Origin of the sequence: Micromonospora sp. NPDC049240, assembly GCF_040647835.1 — a bacterium.
Classification (GTDB): Bacteria; Actinomycetota; Actinomycetes; order Mycobacteriales; family Micromonosporaceae; genus Micromonospora.
This window is the reverse complement of record NZ_JBEZCX010000025.1, coordinates 19,729-38,608: the sequence shown is the minus strand read 5'-3', so window position 1 is coordinate 38,608 and position 18,880 is coordinate 19,729. Positions and strand designations below refer to the sequence as shown.

Annotated in this window: 1 protein-coding gene (cut by a window edge); it reads left to right on the top strand. The window is 74.5% G+C overall.

The genetic code is table 11. The features are described 5' to 3' along the window. Positions 1-18,880, top strand: partial view of a hypothetical protein gene (locus AB0B02_RS28530; protein ID WP_357305418.1) — the 3' portion only. The gene continues 8,936 nt to the left of window position 1, outside the view; 18,880 of the gene's 27,816 nt are visible here — the last part of the coding sequence; its start codon lies beyond the left edge, outside the window; it ends in the stop codon at positions 18,878-18,880.

Sequence of the window (18,880 nt, the reverse complement as noted above, 5' to 3'; positions counted from 1 at the left end):
CCTCGGCGCCGACCGGCGTCTGCCGAAGGTCTTCTACGCCTCCGGGCTCACCAGCCTGCACCTGCTCGCCGACGACATCGTCCGGCAACTGGAGCGGGAACGCGGACCGATCCCCCTCGGACATCCGCTGCGCTCCGACGTCTGGCACCGCGTCTCCAACCTGGACACCCACCTCGACAAGGCGGTCAACCGGTACCGCGGCTACGCGTTCACGCTCGTGGAGAACGGCCGGGTCGTCGCCGACGTGCGGATCCGCACCCGGCGGGTCGGCGAGGGCCGCCCGGTGAGCGCGCCCAGCGACAAGGCGCACGTCGAGGAGGTGCGGACCGCCATCTCCGGTACGACCGCCGGGTCGTCGGTCACCAACGACGCCAGCATCGAGCCGAGCCTGGAGTTCCTCGTCGCGCGGGTGCCGAAGCTCAGGTTCGCGGTGAAGCTGCCGTACGCGCGGTGGAGCTGGTCCAACCGGAACGGCAACTCCGCCGGGCGGCTCGGCCTGTGGGTCCTCGTCTCGCGCTACGCCAGCTTCACCTCGGCATACCAGATGGAGTTCGACCACCAGGCCACGGTGCAGGTGCGCCGGCGCCGCAACGTGCTGGTCAAGACCGGCACGGCGGTACGGGGGATGCGGCCGCGCACCCGGCACGACCATCCGGGCGCTACCTACCAGCCGCTCGAGATCAGGGGCTCGGCGATGGTCCGGGTGCCCACCGCCGACGCCGTCGCGTACGGCATCGAACCACCGTCGAAGCCGGAAGCGGCGCCCACACCGGAGGCGCCCCCGGCGGTCGCCGACGCGGCGCCACCCACCGTGCCGGAGCACGCGCGCCGGGGCCGGGGCATCGGCAAGGGCATCGTCGAGGTGGACCCGCAACTCGTCGACAGACTGGTCGACCGGGTCGAACGGGAACTCGCCAGGTTCGGCTACGTGGTACGCGACCCCGACGCGGCCTTCGAACGCCGCTCCTGGTTCAGCCGCAAGCGGGACAGCCAGGTCAACAACGGGGTGCTGCTGCGCAAGCTCATCTCCACCGCCGCGCTGGAGTCGAACTTCGACGGTGTCCACCAGGGCGGATTCTCGATCACCGTGCGGAAGCGGCACACCGGGTGGTTCACCACCTTCGGCGTCCGTTCGGCGCGCGTGACGATCGAGGCCCGCCCGCGGGAGGTCCAGGACGAGCGCGGCCTGACGGTCCCCGTCGACCCGACCTCCGATCCCCGCCGCACCAGCGAGCGGCACATCGTCAACCTGGAGATGGGGCTCGACTCCGGCGGCTCCTCGGCCGGCGGCGGGCAGGGCTTCGCGGCCGGCACGAAGCTGCGGTTCCTGCCCACCAAGACCGGCCGGCAACTGCAGGGAGCCGGCATCGGTGTGGAGTGGGACCGGGGCGTCGGCGGCGACGAGTCGGTCAACCAGGTCAGCAACATGCCCCGCCTGATGGAGTACCAGGGCGAGCTGACCGAGTTCGAGGTGACGACCCAGTACGGGGTGGTCATCGAGCACGACCGCCAGTGGTCGTGGAAGCAGCTCGTGAAACGCGCCCTCGGCCGGTCGGTCGACACCCGTCGCCTGCCGACACCCCTGCCCCCGATCCCGAGCACCGCGACGGTCCGCGTCGTCCCCGCCTTCAACACGAAGCCGGCGCACGGCCCGGAGCGGGCCGCCACCGGCCGGAAGGACACCCCGGTCGCGGTGCTCGACAACGCCGCCGTCTCCTATCTGGACGTGACCGGCCTCCTGACCACCGCGCGTGGCCGGATGCAGCGGATGGCCAAGCCCGGCGGCACGGCCGACGAGGAGATCTCGACCTTCCTCAACCACGCCCAGGTCCTCTCCCACTTCCCCGAGGTGGCCCGGGGCCGCTACACCACCGACACGTTCTTCACGTCGAAGTTCTGGCGCGACAAGCACCGGACCGTGTCGCTCAAGGCCGATCTCGGCGCCTCCCAGTTCGTGGGCGCGACCAGCGACCCCTACGTGCTGGGTCTGATCAAGCTCTCGCTGACCCAGGCCGGCCAGTCGAGCAGCCGCCGGAGCGGCGTCGCGGTGACGCCGCTCGACCTCGGCGCCGGCGGGGATCCCGGCCGGTCGAACGTGACCGGGGTGAGCGCGTCGCTGACCCACACGATGCGGTGGGGTCGGAGCCGCTCCCGGTCGACGAAGCAGACCGGCGGTCGCGAGTCGCTGGAACTCAACTTCCAGCGCGCCTACGCGTTCCGCGCGAAGGTCCGCTACGACCTGCGCATCGGCAAGACCAAACGCGCCAAGCTGCTGCCGAACAGCAACTATCCGCCGGTCGCCCGCCCGATCACCGACGTCGAGCCGATGATCTACCTGCTGTCCGAGCCGGACGCCCTGGAGCACTACGCCCGGGGCGACGTCCCCCTCGACGACGAACAACTCCTGGACATCGTCGCCCGGTGGGTCGGCGGTGACCTCAAGGTCTCGCACCAGCTCATGGCCCGCGTCCTCATCCAGTGGGAACGGACCGCGGCCGCCGAGGACGAGCCGGACCGCCACCACGACCTGCGGACCGACGCCGCCCGCGAACTGGCCCGCAGCCATGCCTGGACCGACCTGGCGATGTCGCCCGAGGTGATCGGGGAGTTCGAGCCCCTCTTCGACACCACTGTCGTCCCGACCGCGGCCGCCACCCGGAAACTCGGCCTTCCGCCCTACCTGCGACCGGGCCCGGGCGCCTCGCTCGGGCACAGCGGCATCCACTCACTCACCCTCAGCGACGGGACGGCCCTGTCCGACGTCGTGATCGACGCCGTGGACCAGTTCGAGCCCGGCCTGCTCGGCAAGACCCACGACCGGCTCGTCCCGCCGCCGGACACGCCGCCGCGCCGCCTGTGGTGGCGTCGCCGCGCCCAGGTCTCACCGTACGTGGGGCGGTTGCAGGGCGGCCTCGACGCGATCCAGGCGCTGTTCGACGGCGGGCGGGACCAACCGCTGCTGGAACAGGTCCTCTCCCCGGACGGGGTCTCGCTCTACTTCGCCAACCCGCACGGCTGGTTCGGCCAGGACATGGTCGAGGTCCGGGTCAGCGCCACGTTGACCAGCCGACCGGAGTTCGGCGACTACGTGCGCGGCAGCGGCCTGGAAACCTACCGCCACCGGTACGTCGAGCGCCGCGCGGCGACGGACCGGCAGTTCACCCGCGGCACCTCGGCCGGGTTGAAGCCCACGTTCGAGCACCGGCCCGACACCCCGCCGACGCTGGAGGAGCAGCGCAGGTCCGCCCAGCAGCGGGTCACCACCGGACCCGGCGTCCGGTTCGCCGACGGGGTGAGCCGGTCACGGGCGACCACCGAGCAGTTCACCTACGAGTCGACCACCTACGACTGGGGCAACTACTACCGGGCGACGGCCGACGTCGAGTTCACCGTCGAGGTCCGACGGCTCAAGCTCGGCGGGCGACGCGTCACGAACTGGCTGACCAGCAAGGTCATCTCCCGGTTCCGCGGCGGCGCACGGCCGCCCCTGTCGCCGGCGGCCTCGCGCAACTGGGTGGCCCGGACGCTGGGCCGGTTCCGCCGGACCGAACGGTCCCTTCCGCCGCGGACCGTCCGCGGCTCGGTGGTGTTGAAGGTTCCGAAGAGTGTCGCCGAGGCCACCCCGGCGGCGGCGCCGACCGGTCTCCGGTCCGACGTGAACCCGACCGCGCTGCCCAAGGACGCCTTCGTCGACAGCGTGCAGGTGCACGGCGCCGAGGCGGCCAGCCGCCGGCTGCTCGGGGCGCTGTTCGAGCGGCCGGTCAAGTGGAACCGGTGGCTGCCGTCGCGCTGGGTGACCCGGCCCGGATACCACACCAGCGCCTCCGTACGGGCCCTGGTGACGCGCGACCTGCTGGCCGCTCTCACCCCGGAGGCCATGAGCCCGGACGGGGTGCAGGTCGCCGCCGACGCCTTCGTGCCCGGTCACTCGAGCCGACGGGCCGACCTCACGCTCCGCTGCCGGCTGGAGAACATGGAGATCGTCTCCGAGCTCGACGGCACCGGCACCGGCCGGTACGCGAAGTACCAGCAGGGGTTCAGCGCCTCCACCACCCACGACACGCCCTACCTGGCCGCCGGTCTGAGCGCGGGCGGCCCGGCCAAGCTGAGCGTCACCGACGGCTCCAACCCCAGCGAGGCGTACGGCGCGCACCGCACCGAGGGCGACACCGACCTGAGCCGGCAGGCGCCCAAGTCGCACACCAGCACGTTCGCCGACGCGCACCGGCGGGAGGAGCACGTCAAGCAGCAGGGCCCGACCGTCCTGGTGCGGATGTACGGCCGGTACCGGCTGGAGGGGCACAAGCACATCGTGCACTGGTGGCGCCCGACGTCGTGGGGGCGGCGCCGGATCAGCGACGAGTTCAGCGGCGACGTGTACGTGCAGATGTCCAGAGCCGACTACGACGCGCTGGTGGCCGAACAGCGCCGCGCCGAGTTCGGCAGAAGGTTGGACCCGGCCGGGCGGGACCGCACGCGGCCACCGGTCGCCGGGCCGCAGTCGCCGAGCCTCGACCTGGTCGACGCGTTCGCCCGGCTCGACCCGTCCGGCGCCACGCCGGCGCCGGACGGCCCGGACCTGGCCCTGCTGGGCCTCGCGCGGGACCTCGGCGGCGGGGTCCGGGTCGACGCCGAGGACGTCCTCGTGGTGGAGGTCGACACCGCCGGCCAGGCCCGGCAGCTCCGCGAGTCCGTGGACGGGTGGGCCGCCGGACACCTCACGCCCGCGCAGATCGCGGCCGTGCACGAGGCGGATCCGGCCGGCCGGGACCTGGTCACCCGGATGGTCGACGCGGTGCACGCGGCCGCCCCGGCCGGCGCCCGGCCGGAGCCGCCGTTGCACATCCGGCTCCTGAACGACCCGCTGCGCGCCGCGCGGGCGCTGGCCCGGGCGCTGCGCGTGCCGGTGGAGCTGCGACGGCGGGACACGGCCGGCGGCGTGACCGACCGGTTCGGCGTCGCGCCGGACGGCTGGTACGTCGAACTCGAGCCGACGATCGGCAGCCGGCAGGTGGTGGCCGCGGAACTCGCCGTGGACGCGCTCCCGCCGCACCTGATCGACAGCGCCGTGCGGCTCGGCGTCACCCGCGACGAGTTGGTCGAGCTGGCCCGACGGCCCGAGGGCCAGTTCCCGGCCGAGGCGGAGCGGTTCCTCCGCGAGCGGGAACGGGCGGCCCGCCCGTCCGCGTCCCCGCCGTTGTCGGCCGAGCAGGACGGCGTGCTCACCGCCCGCGGACTGGTCCCGCTGGCACCGGAGTCCGGGCCGGACTCCTGGTTGCGGGCCCTTTCCGCGACCGCGCGGCGGCAACCCGACCCGACGGCGGAGGTCCGGCAGGTCGCGGCGGCGACCACCGCCGCCGAGCTGCGGACGCTGATCGCCCGGCGGCAGGGACTCGCGGACGACGCGCCGCCGCCACCCCTGGCGACCGTCCCGGCGGTGCTGGGCGTCGAGGTGGAGACGATCGCCGCCGACGGGACCGTGACCACCAGCGGGCCGGCCACCGGCCGGCCACTCGTGCTGGCCGAGGTGGACGGGAACGCGTTCCGCCCGACCGGACCGGCGGCGACCCCGACCCCGGTGGTCAAGCTGCGTCGACAGCGGCCCGTCACGTTCCTCTCCCCGGAGCGGGCCGCGTCCGACGAGCCCGGCGGGGACACCACGGGGAGGACCCCGGTCGCGCGACGGCACTCCGCCCCGATCAGTCGAACCCTGACCGAGGTCGCCCCCGAGGACCGGACCGTCCCGGACCACGCGCCGGCGGCCCGCACCCCGGCGACGACCGAGCCGGCCCCGCCGGCCCTGAGCCAGCACCGGACCCGGCGGATCGCGCTGGACGACCGGCTCGTCGCGATCACCAGCCGGCTTCGGCAGCACATCGGCGGCCAGTCCGATGCCCGGGTCCGGCAGGAACGGACGGCGGAGGTGGACAAGCTCACCGGGGCCGGGACCGGCAGCCGCCTCGCGGACACGGCCCAGCTCGTCCAGACGCTCACCGAGCTGCTCGCGACGTATCAGCGCACCGACGCGGAGCGACCGTCGGTGCTGCGCCTGCGGCAGCGGCATCCGGTGGACCCGCCACCCGCGCGCGGCGACGACCGCGGTGGTCCGCGCGTGCGAAGCGACGCCGAGGTCCGGCTACGGCACTACCTCGCGACCAACGACCCGGACGGCGCGCGACTGCGCCACCTCGAGGACCTCCTCACGGCCGGCGCCGACGAGCGGATGCTCGACAACCTCATCGCCGCCCGGCTGGAGCACTACGAACGCGAGGACACCGACCTGGCCGCGGCGCCGGCCTGGTGGCACGAGGGCAGCCGGAACCGCCCCGGCGAGTTCTTCGCCCCCCGCGCCCACCAGCAGCGGTGGCTCAGGGCGAACGGCCTTCAGGTGGGTTGGGTGCCCGACGACGGGAACTGCGTGTTCGCCGCGACGCTCCGCACCGTCGGGACGGACCGCGTCACCGAGGCCGCCCGGCTGGTGGCCCGGGCCGCGGGGCTCCCGGGTGCGGTACGCGTCGACGACCCGCTCACCCTGCGGGCGTTCCTCGCCGCCGTGTTGCGGCGGTCGCTGGAGCAGCAGCACATCCGTGACACGTTGCGCCTGGCCGAGGCCGCCATCCACCCGGCGGCCCACGACATCGCCCGGACCGGGCAGGCGCTGCTGACCATCGAGGACCTGGCCACGTCGATGGCGACACCCGGGGAGTACGACAACGACCAGGGGGACCACTACTGGTTGGTGGTGACCCAGGTCCTCCGCTGGGCGACCGACCTCGCCACCGCGCGGGGCGGCGACCTCCGCGTCGATCTGCAGGGGCTGTCGGAGGGCACCGACGAGGCGGTGCTCAGTGGCGGCGGTGGCACCACGCCGACCCACGTCATCGTCCTGGTCAACCAGCACTTCCTGCCCACCCGGAGACGGCCGGTGGCCGGCGGCCGGGACGTGACCGTCCTACCCGCCGAGGTGGCGTGGGACCTGCCGCTGCCCCGGACCGGGGAGGGTTCGCCGGTCGGGCTCGCGCGGCTGCGGAGCGAGGTGGAGACGGCCGCGCACCGCGTCCCCGCGCTCGACAAGCGGGTACGGATCGCCGTGGCCGACCGGGGTGCGGCCGGCGAGGACGCGTGGGCCTCGTGGCAGAGCTTCGTCGACGGGTTGGCCGCGCTGCACGCCCGCATCGACGGGGTGACCGAGCGGACGCTGCCCGCCACCCGTACCGAGTTCGGCAACCTGCTGCTCACCTATCAGCTCGCCCATCGCCGACTGGCCGACCTGGGCACCGAACTGCCCGGCAGCCGGCAGCTTGTCGCGCCGATCGACGGACCGCGGGACGGGGTGCCGGTCGCCCCCGGGGTACGCCGGCCACGCCGCTCCGGCGAGCCGGAGGGCCTGCTCGGCGGCGCCACCGGCCTCGAGGTGGAGTTCGCCGGCCTCGCGCTCACCTTCCCGGTGCTGCCGGCTCCCAAGACGACGCTGTTCCGCCTGGCCGACCTGTTGGCGGTCACCTACGACACGAACCGCCGGAGCTTCATCCTGGAGGTCGTCACGGCGCCGACGGGTGTCCTGCCGGGCGAGGAGAACCGGGCCCGCCGGGACGAGGTGCTCGACGCGCTCGACGCCGTGAACGCCGCGCTGGCCTCGGTGACCGGGCCCACCCTGCTGTCCGACCTGTTCCCGCCGGAGCGCGGCTTCGCACACCACGTGCAGGGCGTCTCGATCCGGCCCAGGGCGGATGAGCCGCACACCCGCTACGTGCAGTTCACCGTCGGCGCCCCGATGCACGCCCTGGTCGCCCCGCTGGAGTTCATCGCCGCCGGCACCTACAACGAGAACTCCCGTCGCCACCTCCTCGACGGACTGGACTTCTCCCAGGTGGTGACCACGTCCTATCTCACCCAGGTGCTCGGGTCGCCGGTGCCGGCCTTCGCACTGCCCTTCCTCACCGACGTGCCCGGCACCGAGGAGCTACGCGGCTACCTCGCGCTGCTCTACACGCAGGTCGTCGCGATGCTGCACCAGCGGGTCGCGCCACCGCGCTCGCGCCTGATCAGCAAGAACTATCTCGCGGCGGGCCTGCGTACCTCGGTGTCGGGGCTGCGCGCCCAGCTACCCCCACGCGTACAGAGCTTCCTGCACGAGCAGCGCGACCGGATCACCGAGATCCTGCTGGCGGGCTTCACCGATCGGGTCGCGCACTCCCTCCACGCCGACGCCCTGCTGGACACGAGCCTGCGCAACCCCGCCGCCGGCAGCGTTCGTGACTACCTGCGAAACGCGCTGAGCCCGGCGGGGGCCGGCAACGTGCCGATCAGTCAGAAGGACGCGGTCAGCATCAGCGGCTCCTTCGCCATGGACGACAACGACGGTGCGCTTCCGACCCCGCTGGCCGTCGTCGAGGTGCGCCACATGGGTGACTTCACCATGGACGAGTCGCAGCTTCACGGGCACCTCAAGTCCTTCGATCACCTCATCCGCGCCGGGTACGAGCGCGAGGCGGCGGACTGGGACCGTCCCTCGGCGCTGCGGGCGCGGGTGCTCGCCGCGGTGCGCCGCAGCCAGGCGGGCCTGGCCGTGCCGGCCTCGGTCGGCCGCCTCCGCACCGCGCTGATCGACACGCCCGCGCTGGCGGCGGACTGGCTGACCTCCGACGCGCGACACCCGGAGGCGCGGCTGGCCGACGCCGACGGGGTGCTGCTGCTGGAGCTGGTGGCGGCGGCGATGGCCGGCGACGACGTACGCCCGCTCCTGGAGCCGGCGCTGGCGGTGGCGCTGCGGTATGCGCGCACGCTGAACCTGGCTCGTCAGCGCGTCCTGGACCGCCACGCGGAGATCCTGATGAACGCACGTGACCGGTGGATCGAGGTCGTCCGGGCCCTGCACGAGCACCGGTTCCCCGGCGGCCCGGTCCCGGACCTGGCCGCGCTGACCGCCGACGACCCGTCGGACGACCAGATGTCCGACGACTACCTTTCCGACGACACGACGTCCGACGACACGGTTTCCGACGACACGGTTTCCGACGACACGATGTCCGACGGCGAGGCCACCGACGACGACACGATACCGACGGACGCGGACGAGGACGCGTACACCGGGCAGACCGCCGCCGACGCGCCGCTGCGGCTGCGCGGAGGCTCCGGCGACGGCACCGACCAATCGCACGCCGACCCGGAACCCGAGGGACCCGGCACGCCGGCGGCTGACGAGCCGGCCGCCACGCCCGGGACGCCCCCCGGTGGCAGCCGGTCGCTGGAGCACACGGATCCGCTGCACCCGCCGCAGGAGCATCCCGACACCCGCTTCACCGTCGAGCAGTACCTCCAGGCGTTCTGGGATCCCACTCCGCCCGCCACCGGGGAACTGACCTCGTCGGACATCCCCGTCGTGGTGCTGCGCGAGCGGGCCGCCGACGTCGGGCCGCAGTTCGCCGAGGACCTCGCCGACCGGGGCGTGCCGGCGATCCTCGAAACCGTCGACGCCGATCAGCGGCGCCAGTACTGGGGCTACCTGCCCTTCTGGGCCGACGGATCGCTCCAGAACCCGGTCACCGACGATCTTCCGCAGCTCGTCGAACACCTCCGCTCGCGGTACCTCGATCAACTGGCCACGATGGCCCGTGAGCTGACCGTCCGACGCCTGACGGCCGGTGAGAGCGCCCTGAGCACCGCCGACCTGTGGCGCGTCGTGCACGCCGCCGTCGGCCGGGCCGGCGGTTTCCGGGTCGGTCCGATCCGGGCGGAGGACCGCCTGCTGGAGCCGTCCCTCGATGTGCGGGTCCTCGCCGACGGGCGGGCGGCCGTCGACATCGACGAGTTCGACCCGGCCGTGGATCTGCCGCAGCGCCTCAACCGGGTGGCCGCCGAGGGCTACCGGGGCGAGGTCGACGGACCGCCGGCCCTGATCTTCACGAACGCGACCTACGACGACGTCCACTACCTGGCCCGACCCGGCGTCATCCTGGTCGTTCGCCAGGACGAGGGCGACGGATGGCTCGCCGCCTACCAGCCGATCAACACCAGCGACCTGGTCCAGGTGCGAGACGACGACCTACCGGCGCTGATCGACGCCACCCGGGCGGAGGAGCGACGGGACCTCGCGGGGGCGGTCGAGGAGATCCAACGGCGCGTGTGGGCGCTCGGCGGTCGGGTGCGGGTGACGCCGGAGCTGATCGATCAGGCCCTCTCGACGGCCGGACGGACGGACGACGCGCTGCCCACCGGTGCCCGCAACTACTCCTTGCTGGTCGCCGCCGGGATCCTCGATCTCCACGACCCGCCGAGCGGCGGAGCAGGTCGGTCCTGGCAGCCGCCCCGCGAGGCGTTCGTCGCGTACGGCGTCGGTGAGCACGCGGCGTTCGTGGCCGCGGTCGTGGCCGCCCGCGAGGACCTCCAGGGGTTCGTGGGCTGGACCGACGAGGAGGAGGAGATCCTCGACCGGCTCGACGACGACCCGGACGAGGGGGACGGGTCCGAGTACGGCATGGACGCGCTGGGCATCCTGGGGGCCACCGTGCGCGGACGAACCGCGTCCTTCGTCCGCGACCTGCCCGACAGCATCGTCGACCAGTACTGGCGCCGGTTGTCGGGCGAGCTGCCCGACGCCGGCGCCGCCGACCCCGCCCGGTTGCGGGCCTGGCTGATCGATCAGGTCCGGGCCGACGAGCCGCACCCGGAACTCCAGCCCGTCCTGCTGACCCTCCTCGGACGCCTGATCGACCGGCCGATCCTGGTCTGGGGCCAGGCGGGGCCGCCCGCCATGTACTGGCCCCCGGGCCAGGAGCAGCCGCCGATCCACCTGGTCCGGACGCCCGCGAGCGACCAGGGCCCGTGGGGCCACCTGGAGCGGTACGCCGTGGCGACCGCCCGCGGCGCCGTGTACGACGGGGAGCCGCTCAGCGCGGACGGAATGATCGAGTGGGCGGCCCGGCGGTGGGTTCGTTCGGTGACCGTGCCGATCGACCGGCTCACCGGCGCCACCACCCGCCGCGACGCCGTCATCCCGGTCAACACCCTGAACGACCGCACCGCCCGCGTCCTCGCCCGCACCTACACCGTCTACCCGGACCCGGACCCGGCCGACGAGCCGGCCGACGACTTCCTCGACCTGGAGGGCGGGTGGGGCATCCGGGACGTCGGCGAGGGCGCGTGGGTCTGCCCGACCACCGCGGCCGACGACGCCCCACCGCCGGTACGGGCGCGCACCATCGTCCTGGGCTCGGACGCGCCGCACGCGCCGCCGGTTCCGGACGGGATCAGGCGATGGGTGCTCAGCCAGATCCACCTTCAGGACCTGGCGGGCACGGTCGAGGTGGTCGCACCCGGACGGCCACGCTGGTGGGCCTACGTCGGCCCCACCCTGAGCGGGGTCGACGTCCCACTGGCACCGATCCCGGCGGGATTCGTGCTGGGCCCGGCCGCCGACCCCCGGATGGACGTCGCCCGGGGGCTGCCGGAGGGCGTCCGCGCCCGACTCGTCGTGGTGGGCCGGTTCTCGCCCGAGGACGTCATCGCGGCCGTGTCCGAGCTGTCCCCACCGGAACGGCTGGGACTGGCCGTGGACCTGCGCCTCGCCGACGCCCCCGCGACCCGGCCGGGTCTGCTTCAGCTGGCCGTCGACCTCGCGACCCGGGTGGACGTGCCGGTCGTCCTGCCGGTCGACGAGCTGGCGGCCGGTACCGGCCTGCCCGCCGAACTGACCCTGGTGCCGACGGACCACCTCGGTCGGCGGACCTTCGCCGTGCTGGCCGAGGCGGCGGAGATCCGAGCGGTCGACTACGACGGCATGCCGGCCGACGTACACCCGATCGTCAGCGCCGGACCGACGGCGCCGGACACCTACCGGCTCTCCGACGGTTGGGAACTGGAGACGATGCCGGGCCGGCGGCTCTGGCTCCGCCCGGCCGGCACCCCCGCCGCCCTGCGTGCCGCGGTGCGCGGCAGCGACGCCACCCCGCGGTTCGCGGTCGCCCACGGCGACGTGCCGGTGCCGGCCGGCGTCTGGACGACGATCGACCAACTCGCCGCCACCATCCCCGACGCGACGTTCGAACGGATCGACACCCGGTCCGACGAGGTGGAGGTCACCGTCGACGGTGCGCCGGACCGGCCCGCCGGCCCGTGGACCCTCTACCTGCACCCGGACGGCCACACGGTGGATCCGGACTCGACGGCCGCGCTCGCGGAGGCGGTCGACGCGATCAGGGCCGGGGCTCGGGCGAGCGCGACGGAGATCGTCCGAGTCTCGATCGAGGGCGTCGGCCACCCGGACGACGACGCGGCGGCCACCGGCGCCACGGTGCGGCGGACCAACGCGCTGCGACGCATCCTCGACGAGGCGGTCGGCGAACAGCACCGCCGCCTGCTCCGCACCCGGACCCACCGCGAGGTACGCCCGGCGGGGTCGGACGCCGAGCCGCTGACGGTGTCGGTCCGGGCCGTCCGGCACGACATCGTGGTGCGCGGCGGCCGGAGCCTCGTCGCGACCCCAGCCCCTCGACTCGGTGCCGGACCGATGCGGGCGTGGCGCCACGCCGGCGCCGGCGCCGTGGTGCTCGACCCGGGCGACGTGGAGGCGCCGGGAAACACCGGCCGCGCCGTCGGCGACCGGCTCCGGCGGATGACCGAGATCGCGGTGGCGCACCACACCGGGTCGGCCACCGGCCTGACGGTGCTCGCCCACCTCGTCGAGGAACGCTCGGCGGCGGGTCCACCGCTGGCCGTCGTGGTCGCCGGCGGTTTCCCCTTCGCGCATCCCACCGGCCGGCAGGAGCGACTGAGCCTGCTGACCGCCGCCGACTTCCTGCGCGACGTCCACACGCTCGCGAACCTGCCGTCCTTCTTCGCCTACCGGCCCGTCCCGAACAACCCGCCACCCGGCCGGCAGGACCCGAGGCTGGCGCCGGCGCCCGGGGCGCCCGCCACCCTGCCCGCGGCCGAGGACCGGCTGACCCTGGTGCTGGTGGACGCCTCGCTGGAGGCGGTCGTGCGGTTCTACCTCACCCTGGTACGCGAGAACGAGCTGCGGCGGCTCGCCCGGCGGCCGTTCGTCCGGACGCTGACGGTCGTCGACCACACCACCGGCAACACCCACCGCTCCGTGTTCGAACCCCTCCCCCCCGACCGGGTCGCCGAACTGCGCACCGCGCGCCTGCTGACCCGGGTACGCGACGGGCTCGGCCTGCTCCGCCCACCGCCCGACAGCGCGAACGCCACCCCCGCCTACCAGGACTTCGAACCACCGCCACCGAGGTCGACGTGGCCACTTCCGATCGGTGGCCGGACCGGAGAGGTGGACCCATGGCGGCAACGGGCTCTGATGGGCGTCTGGCCGATGCCCAATCCGACCAGACCGGTCTACCAGATCGAGGCGGAGGCTCGCTGGGTCGACCTGCTCGCGGACGGCGTCGATCCGTCCATCGAGGTCATCGTCGTCCACCACCGGGGCCTGCCCACGGGACTCTGGGTCAACCACGCCCTCCGGGTCGGTCGGTCCCGGGCCCAACTGGCCGACCATCCCGTCGTCGCGGCGCGGGAACTTCACCGCCACGTCAGCGAGAGCCACGGCAACTGGACGGCGCTGGCGGAGGGACGCTGGGCCGACCACCTGGAGTCGACGGGCAACCTGGCCGACCTGCACCTGCTCCGCCGCCTGGCCACGTGGGAGGGCAACCGGAACGTGCGGCACCTGCTGCTGGACGAGCAGCACGGCGACCGGCCGCGGGTGGTGGCGGAGGCGGTGGCGGCCGGACTGCCCGGCCGGTATCCGTCGACGTTCCTCCAGGACCAACTACTCGGATTCGTCGACGTGCTGGGCTGGGCGGCGGCGCGGCACGTCGTGGTCGAGCGGGGCGAACTCACCGCGGCCGGCGACGCGCTGCGGATCGACGGGGAGCCGCTCACCGTCGCCGGTTACCTCGACCGGTTGCCCGACCCGGCGGACGGGCGTCCGCTTCTCGTCGTACTCGCCGACGCCTTCCCGCGCGACGCCGACGGCGGCCCGTTCGTGCGGGCCCTGAGCGAGCAGGTCCCGGTCGTGCTTCCCGCCGCCCTCCCGGTGCACGGCATCATCCTCAACGGCTGGCGCGTGCACACGCCCGCCGGCCCGGGCTGGCACGTCGTCGACACCCTCGCCGGCGTCGCCCGGACCACGGTGCTGGCCGAACTGGCCCGGCGGGCCCGGGCCGGCAACCCGACCGACGACGAGGTCGCCGGGCTGCGCCGGCTGTTCGCCGTCACGCCACCACCGCCGCCCGACCGCACCGAGCACGGTTCGCCGGACGTCGGGATCGTGGTCGGCCGCGATCTCGCCGGAGGCCCGGCGGCGCGGTGGCACGACTGGCTCCGCTACCTGCTCACGGTGTCGCAGACCCGCCCGTTCCTGGTGCTGGACGACCGAGCCGTGTCCCCCGACGACGTCTTCCTCCGGGTGCCGGCCGCGGCCGTCCGGTCCGCCGTGGTCGGTCCCGCGGAATCGGTACGCGTCGTCGACCTGCGAGCGGCGGTGGACGGCGTGGTCGACGCCACGGTGTTGACCGACGAACTCGCGGAGCGGCTCCCGCTGTCGGACCCGCAGGCCTGGGCCCGGGCGCGGGCGGCCGGCCTGGTCGTCGCGCTGCCGCCCGAACCACCGGGCACCGTCCATCCCGACGATCCGTCCCGGGAGGCGGTCTCGCCGCTCGTACGCCGGGCCCGTGTCCGCGCCGCGACCGTTCGCGGCGCGGCGCCCCTGGTCCTCGTCCGCGCCCACGGCCACGTCGAGGGCGCCCGGCTGCCGGCCGCCGACGGGCACCCCGAGGTGCTGATCGTCGAGCAGATGCGGGGACTCGCGGCGATGACCCGCTACCGCCGGTCGGGGACCGTCGTGACCGACCTGACACGGGTGACGCCGTCGTCACCCCCGGACCAGGTGCTGGAGGTGCTCCTCGACCGGGGGAGCGTCGTCGTCGAGGCCGGCGTGGTCGACGGCGCCACGGTCCGGATCCCGACCGGGCCGACGCTCACCGCCGAGGGCTTCGTCGACGAGGTGGAGTGGACGGATTCGCCGCGCATCCTGGTGCTCGCCGCACCCGTCGCCCGCGACGCGCCCTTCCTGACCGGGCTGCGCCGACTCGGCCTCATCGTGATCAGCCGCGACGTCGCTGACGGAAACCCGTGGCGGGCCACGGTGCCGGGGCCGGCCGGCCGGCCCGTCGACGTCGTCCACGACGACCTGTCACGCGTCGTGCACACCGTCGTCCTGCTCGGCGACGGCGACACCTACCGGCCCCTTGTCGACCTGCTGGCCGAGCACCTTCCCGTCCCCGATGCCTGGGCCAATCTCGCCCTGACCGGCGCCGAGGGCGCCCAGGTCCAGCGCGGCGAGGCGGTGCAGCGTACGCCCTGGTCGCGACGGTCGCGAACCGTCGTGGCGGTCGCCCCGGAGGTCTACCGCGAGGTACCCCTCGCCGCCGTCGACGGCGGCGAGGCCGGCCGGGCCCGGCTGATCCGCCCCCAGCCGCCGCTGACCGCCTGGATGCGGGCGTTGCCGGCGCGACTCGACCATCGGGTCCACGTCGTCGACCCGCGCGCCGTCGACAGGGGAACGTCGCCGGCGTACCTCGTGATGCAGACGCTGAGCCGGCCACTGCCGGCGGTGCCGACGGTCGGGGAGCCGGGCGTCCCGTGGGTGGCCGTCGTGCCCGGCCAGGACCCGGAGGCACGCGCGGCGGTCGCCGCCGAGTTCGCCCGCGCCGGGATTCCGGCGGTCACCCGGGCAGACGGAACCTGGAGTCTGCACGTTCCGCCGTACCTCGATCCCCACCTGCCGGCCGGCGGGCCGACGGTCCAGGCCGGTCTGTCCCTCGCCGACGGCATCCGCACCGCCCGGCAGGTCGCCACCCGGGGTGGGAACAGGTACCAGGCCGAGGTGCACGAGTGGTTGCGGTTGTTCGCTACGGCGGCGGCTCACACCGCCGCTCCGCACGTGTTGCCGCATGACGATCCGACGGCCGGCCTCCGGCGGACGCCCGAGCCGTGGGAGGTGGCGCAGCGTATCCACCGGGAGCGGACCCGACAGTCGACGGAGCCGGCCGACGCCTGGACGGCCGCCGCGGAGGAGACGGTCCACGGAGGACTTCGGGTCCTGGCCGACTGGCGCGGGGTCGCGGTGCTGGGGAGCATCGCCGTCGACTGGGGACGCCTCACCGCGACCGGAACCCGGATCGGGATCGCGCACGATGGCCGGCCCGGCACCGTCGATCTCGCGACCCACCTGGCGGCGGACCCCGACGGTCGGGGCCGGGTGACGATCATGCCGCGCCTGGGCCTCCCGATTCGACGGCGCGAGTTGACCGGGAGGCTGGTGGCCGGTCTCGGCGCGGGCACCGTCGTGGTCACCTGGGACGACGAGAGCCGGCGGTGGGCGGTCGTGCACCGGGCCGGGGTCACGGGGTCGTCGGAGCACCTGCCCGAGGCGGCCGACCAGGCACACCTGCTGCTGCTGGCGGTACGGGCCGGGCTGGGGATCGGTCCCAACAGCCAGGAACAGCGCTATCTCCGTACCCGGTTCGTCGGCGTCGGACCGGACGCGGACGCCGTCACCGGCGGCGAGGTCACCGTGGCGGTGCCGACCACCGCCCACCGCGCCGGTCGTCGCCGGCGGCCCGACGGCGACGACGACTACCTGGCCTTCGTCGAGCAGGACGGCGGGGACGACCGCACGACGGTGCGGGTGAGTCCCGACGCCCTCCGTCGGGTCCCCTTCGACGGCCAGATGATCATCCTGCTGCGGACCGCGCATCCGGGCCCGGGCGAAACCGCGGCGCGCGTGCCGCACGTCCCCCCGGTGGCGCGCCCCAGGCGGGCGAGGCCGGCGCCGCGCACCGATCGGGACGACCGGCCGCCGGTTCGCTTCGGCGACCTCTTCCGCGACCGTTTCGGGGACGAGGCCACGGCGGACGGGGTGACGGAACGGGGGCCGCAGCCGGCCAGGTCCGACGACACCCCGGAGCGGCCCGCGAAGGACTCCGCACCCACGGAGACCACGCCCGACGCCGCCTCGACCACGCCACCGCCACCCATGCCGGACGCGCCACCCCGGCCCGCCCCGGCCGCCCACGGCCGGCCGGCCGCGGCGCACGTCGAGGTACCGGTGCTGGGCGACGGCAACTGCGCCGACTACGCGTTGATCGTCGCCGCTCCGGAGGCGGTCCTCGGTCTGGGTGGCTGGACCCGGCAGCAGCGGCGGCTGCTGCGGGGCCTGGTCAGCGCCCGACACGACCGGGTCGCCCACCCGCGTGGCTTCGGCCGCGCGGAACTCGGCGACATCGCGCAGGGCCTGCGGCTCCGGCTTGTCGCCTTCATCGACCAGATGGACGACGCGACCCTGGTGTCGTTCCTGGAGGGACATCCGACGGAGGCGCCCGACCTGCGGGAGGCGCTCTCGGACGCGGTCTACGCCGACTGGCGCACCGACGACGGCGACCTCGTCATGCCGCTGATGACCCACCTGCTTCGCCGTACGATCGTCATCGAACAGGATCGGCACACCGTCACCCTCTCGCCGCCCGACCCGAGCGCGGAGCCGCCGATCCGGCTGCGCCGGACCCACGAGACACCCGACGCGCACGCCGGACGCCGTGGGCCGGACGGCACACCACTGCTCGTCGAGCACTACGCCGCCCTGGTGCCGGCCACGCCGACCCCGCCGGCTCCGCACACCGACAGCGACGACTCGGAGGATCCACCCGGCGACGAGGGCGGACGTCCGCGGGTAGCGTCCGCGGGTCGGCTCCTCGCTCCCCTCGGCGGTGGCCCGACGACGACCCGACCGGTTCCGGCGCCCGCCCGGACGCCCCACGCCACCCTCGGCGACTTCACCGCGGCCAACGTCCCGTTCGTCGACGTGATCATCGAGCCGGGCCGGATCGACGACGACGGAATGATCCGCAGCGCGCGGTCGGACGTGCCGATGGACCCGGCCGCGTACGTCGAATCGCTCGGCCCCGTGACCGGGCAGACCGTCGTACGCTTCGCGCACGCCGGACTCCGGACGGCGGTCTTCGCCACGGCGGTCGCCCGACGGGGACCGATCGCCCTCTCCCACTTCGTCCTCGGCGGGAACGGACGGTGGCTCGTCCAGGTCATGGAGTACGCGACGAACCAGCTCCGGATCCTCGACGACGACCGCGCCGGCCCGGTCACCGTGCTGGCCAGGCGGATCCGCGAGGCCGACCTGACCGGCCTGCGCGACCACATGCGGCGGGAGCTGGAGGCCGCCGGGGTCACCGGCGAGGTGGACGACGAACGGGTCTTCCGGATCGCCCGCCGGCTCAACGACGGCGGACCGCCGGTCCCGTCCCCGGCCGACGAATCCACCGGCGAGGAGCCCGACCCGCGGCCCCGCGACGCGGGGATCGTCGCCGGCCCGCACGTCCCTCCCCCCACGGCCACCCCGACCGCGCAGGCCGACATCACGGCCGCCCCCGCCGGGACCCCGGTGTTCCACCCGGTCACCGCGCCACGCTCCGGCACCGCACCGGCCGCGCCGCCGCCGGTGGCACGGCCCCGGCCCACGCTGAGCCGATCCCTCACGCGTGCGGCCCGGGACGAGTACGAGGCCGTGCTGGCGAGCCTGCGCGAGCACGTCGCCGGCAACCGGCGGGCCGAGACCAGATCGCGGACCCTGGAGACGTACACGACCGCCGGCATGGACGACGGCGTCACCGAGATCCGGGAACTGACCGCCGTCCTCCGCCGCCTGCTCGACCGCTACCGGGCGGAGGATCTGGGTCCGGCCGAGGCCCCGATCTCCCCCGGCGACGAGGACACCGCCGGTGCGGAGGACCCGGAGGGCACGGCCGACGACTCGACCGCCCCGCGCCGGCAGCAACCACCGCCACGCTGA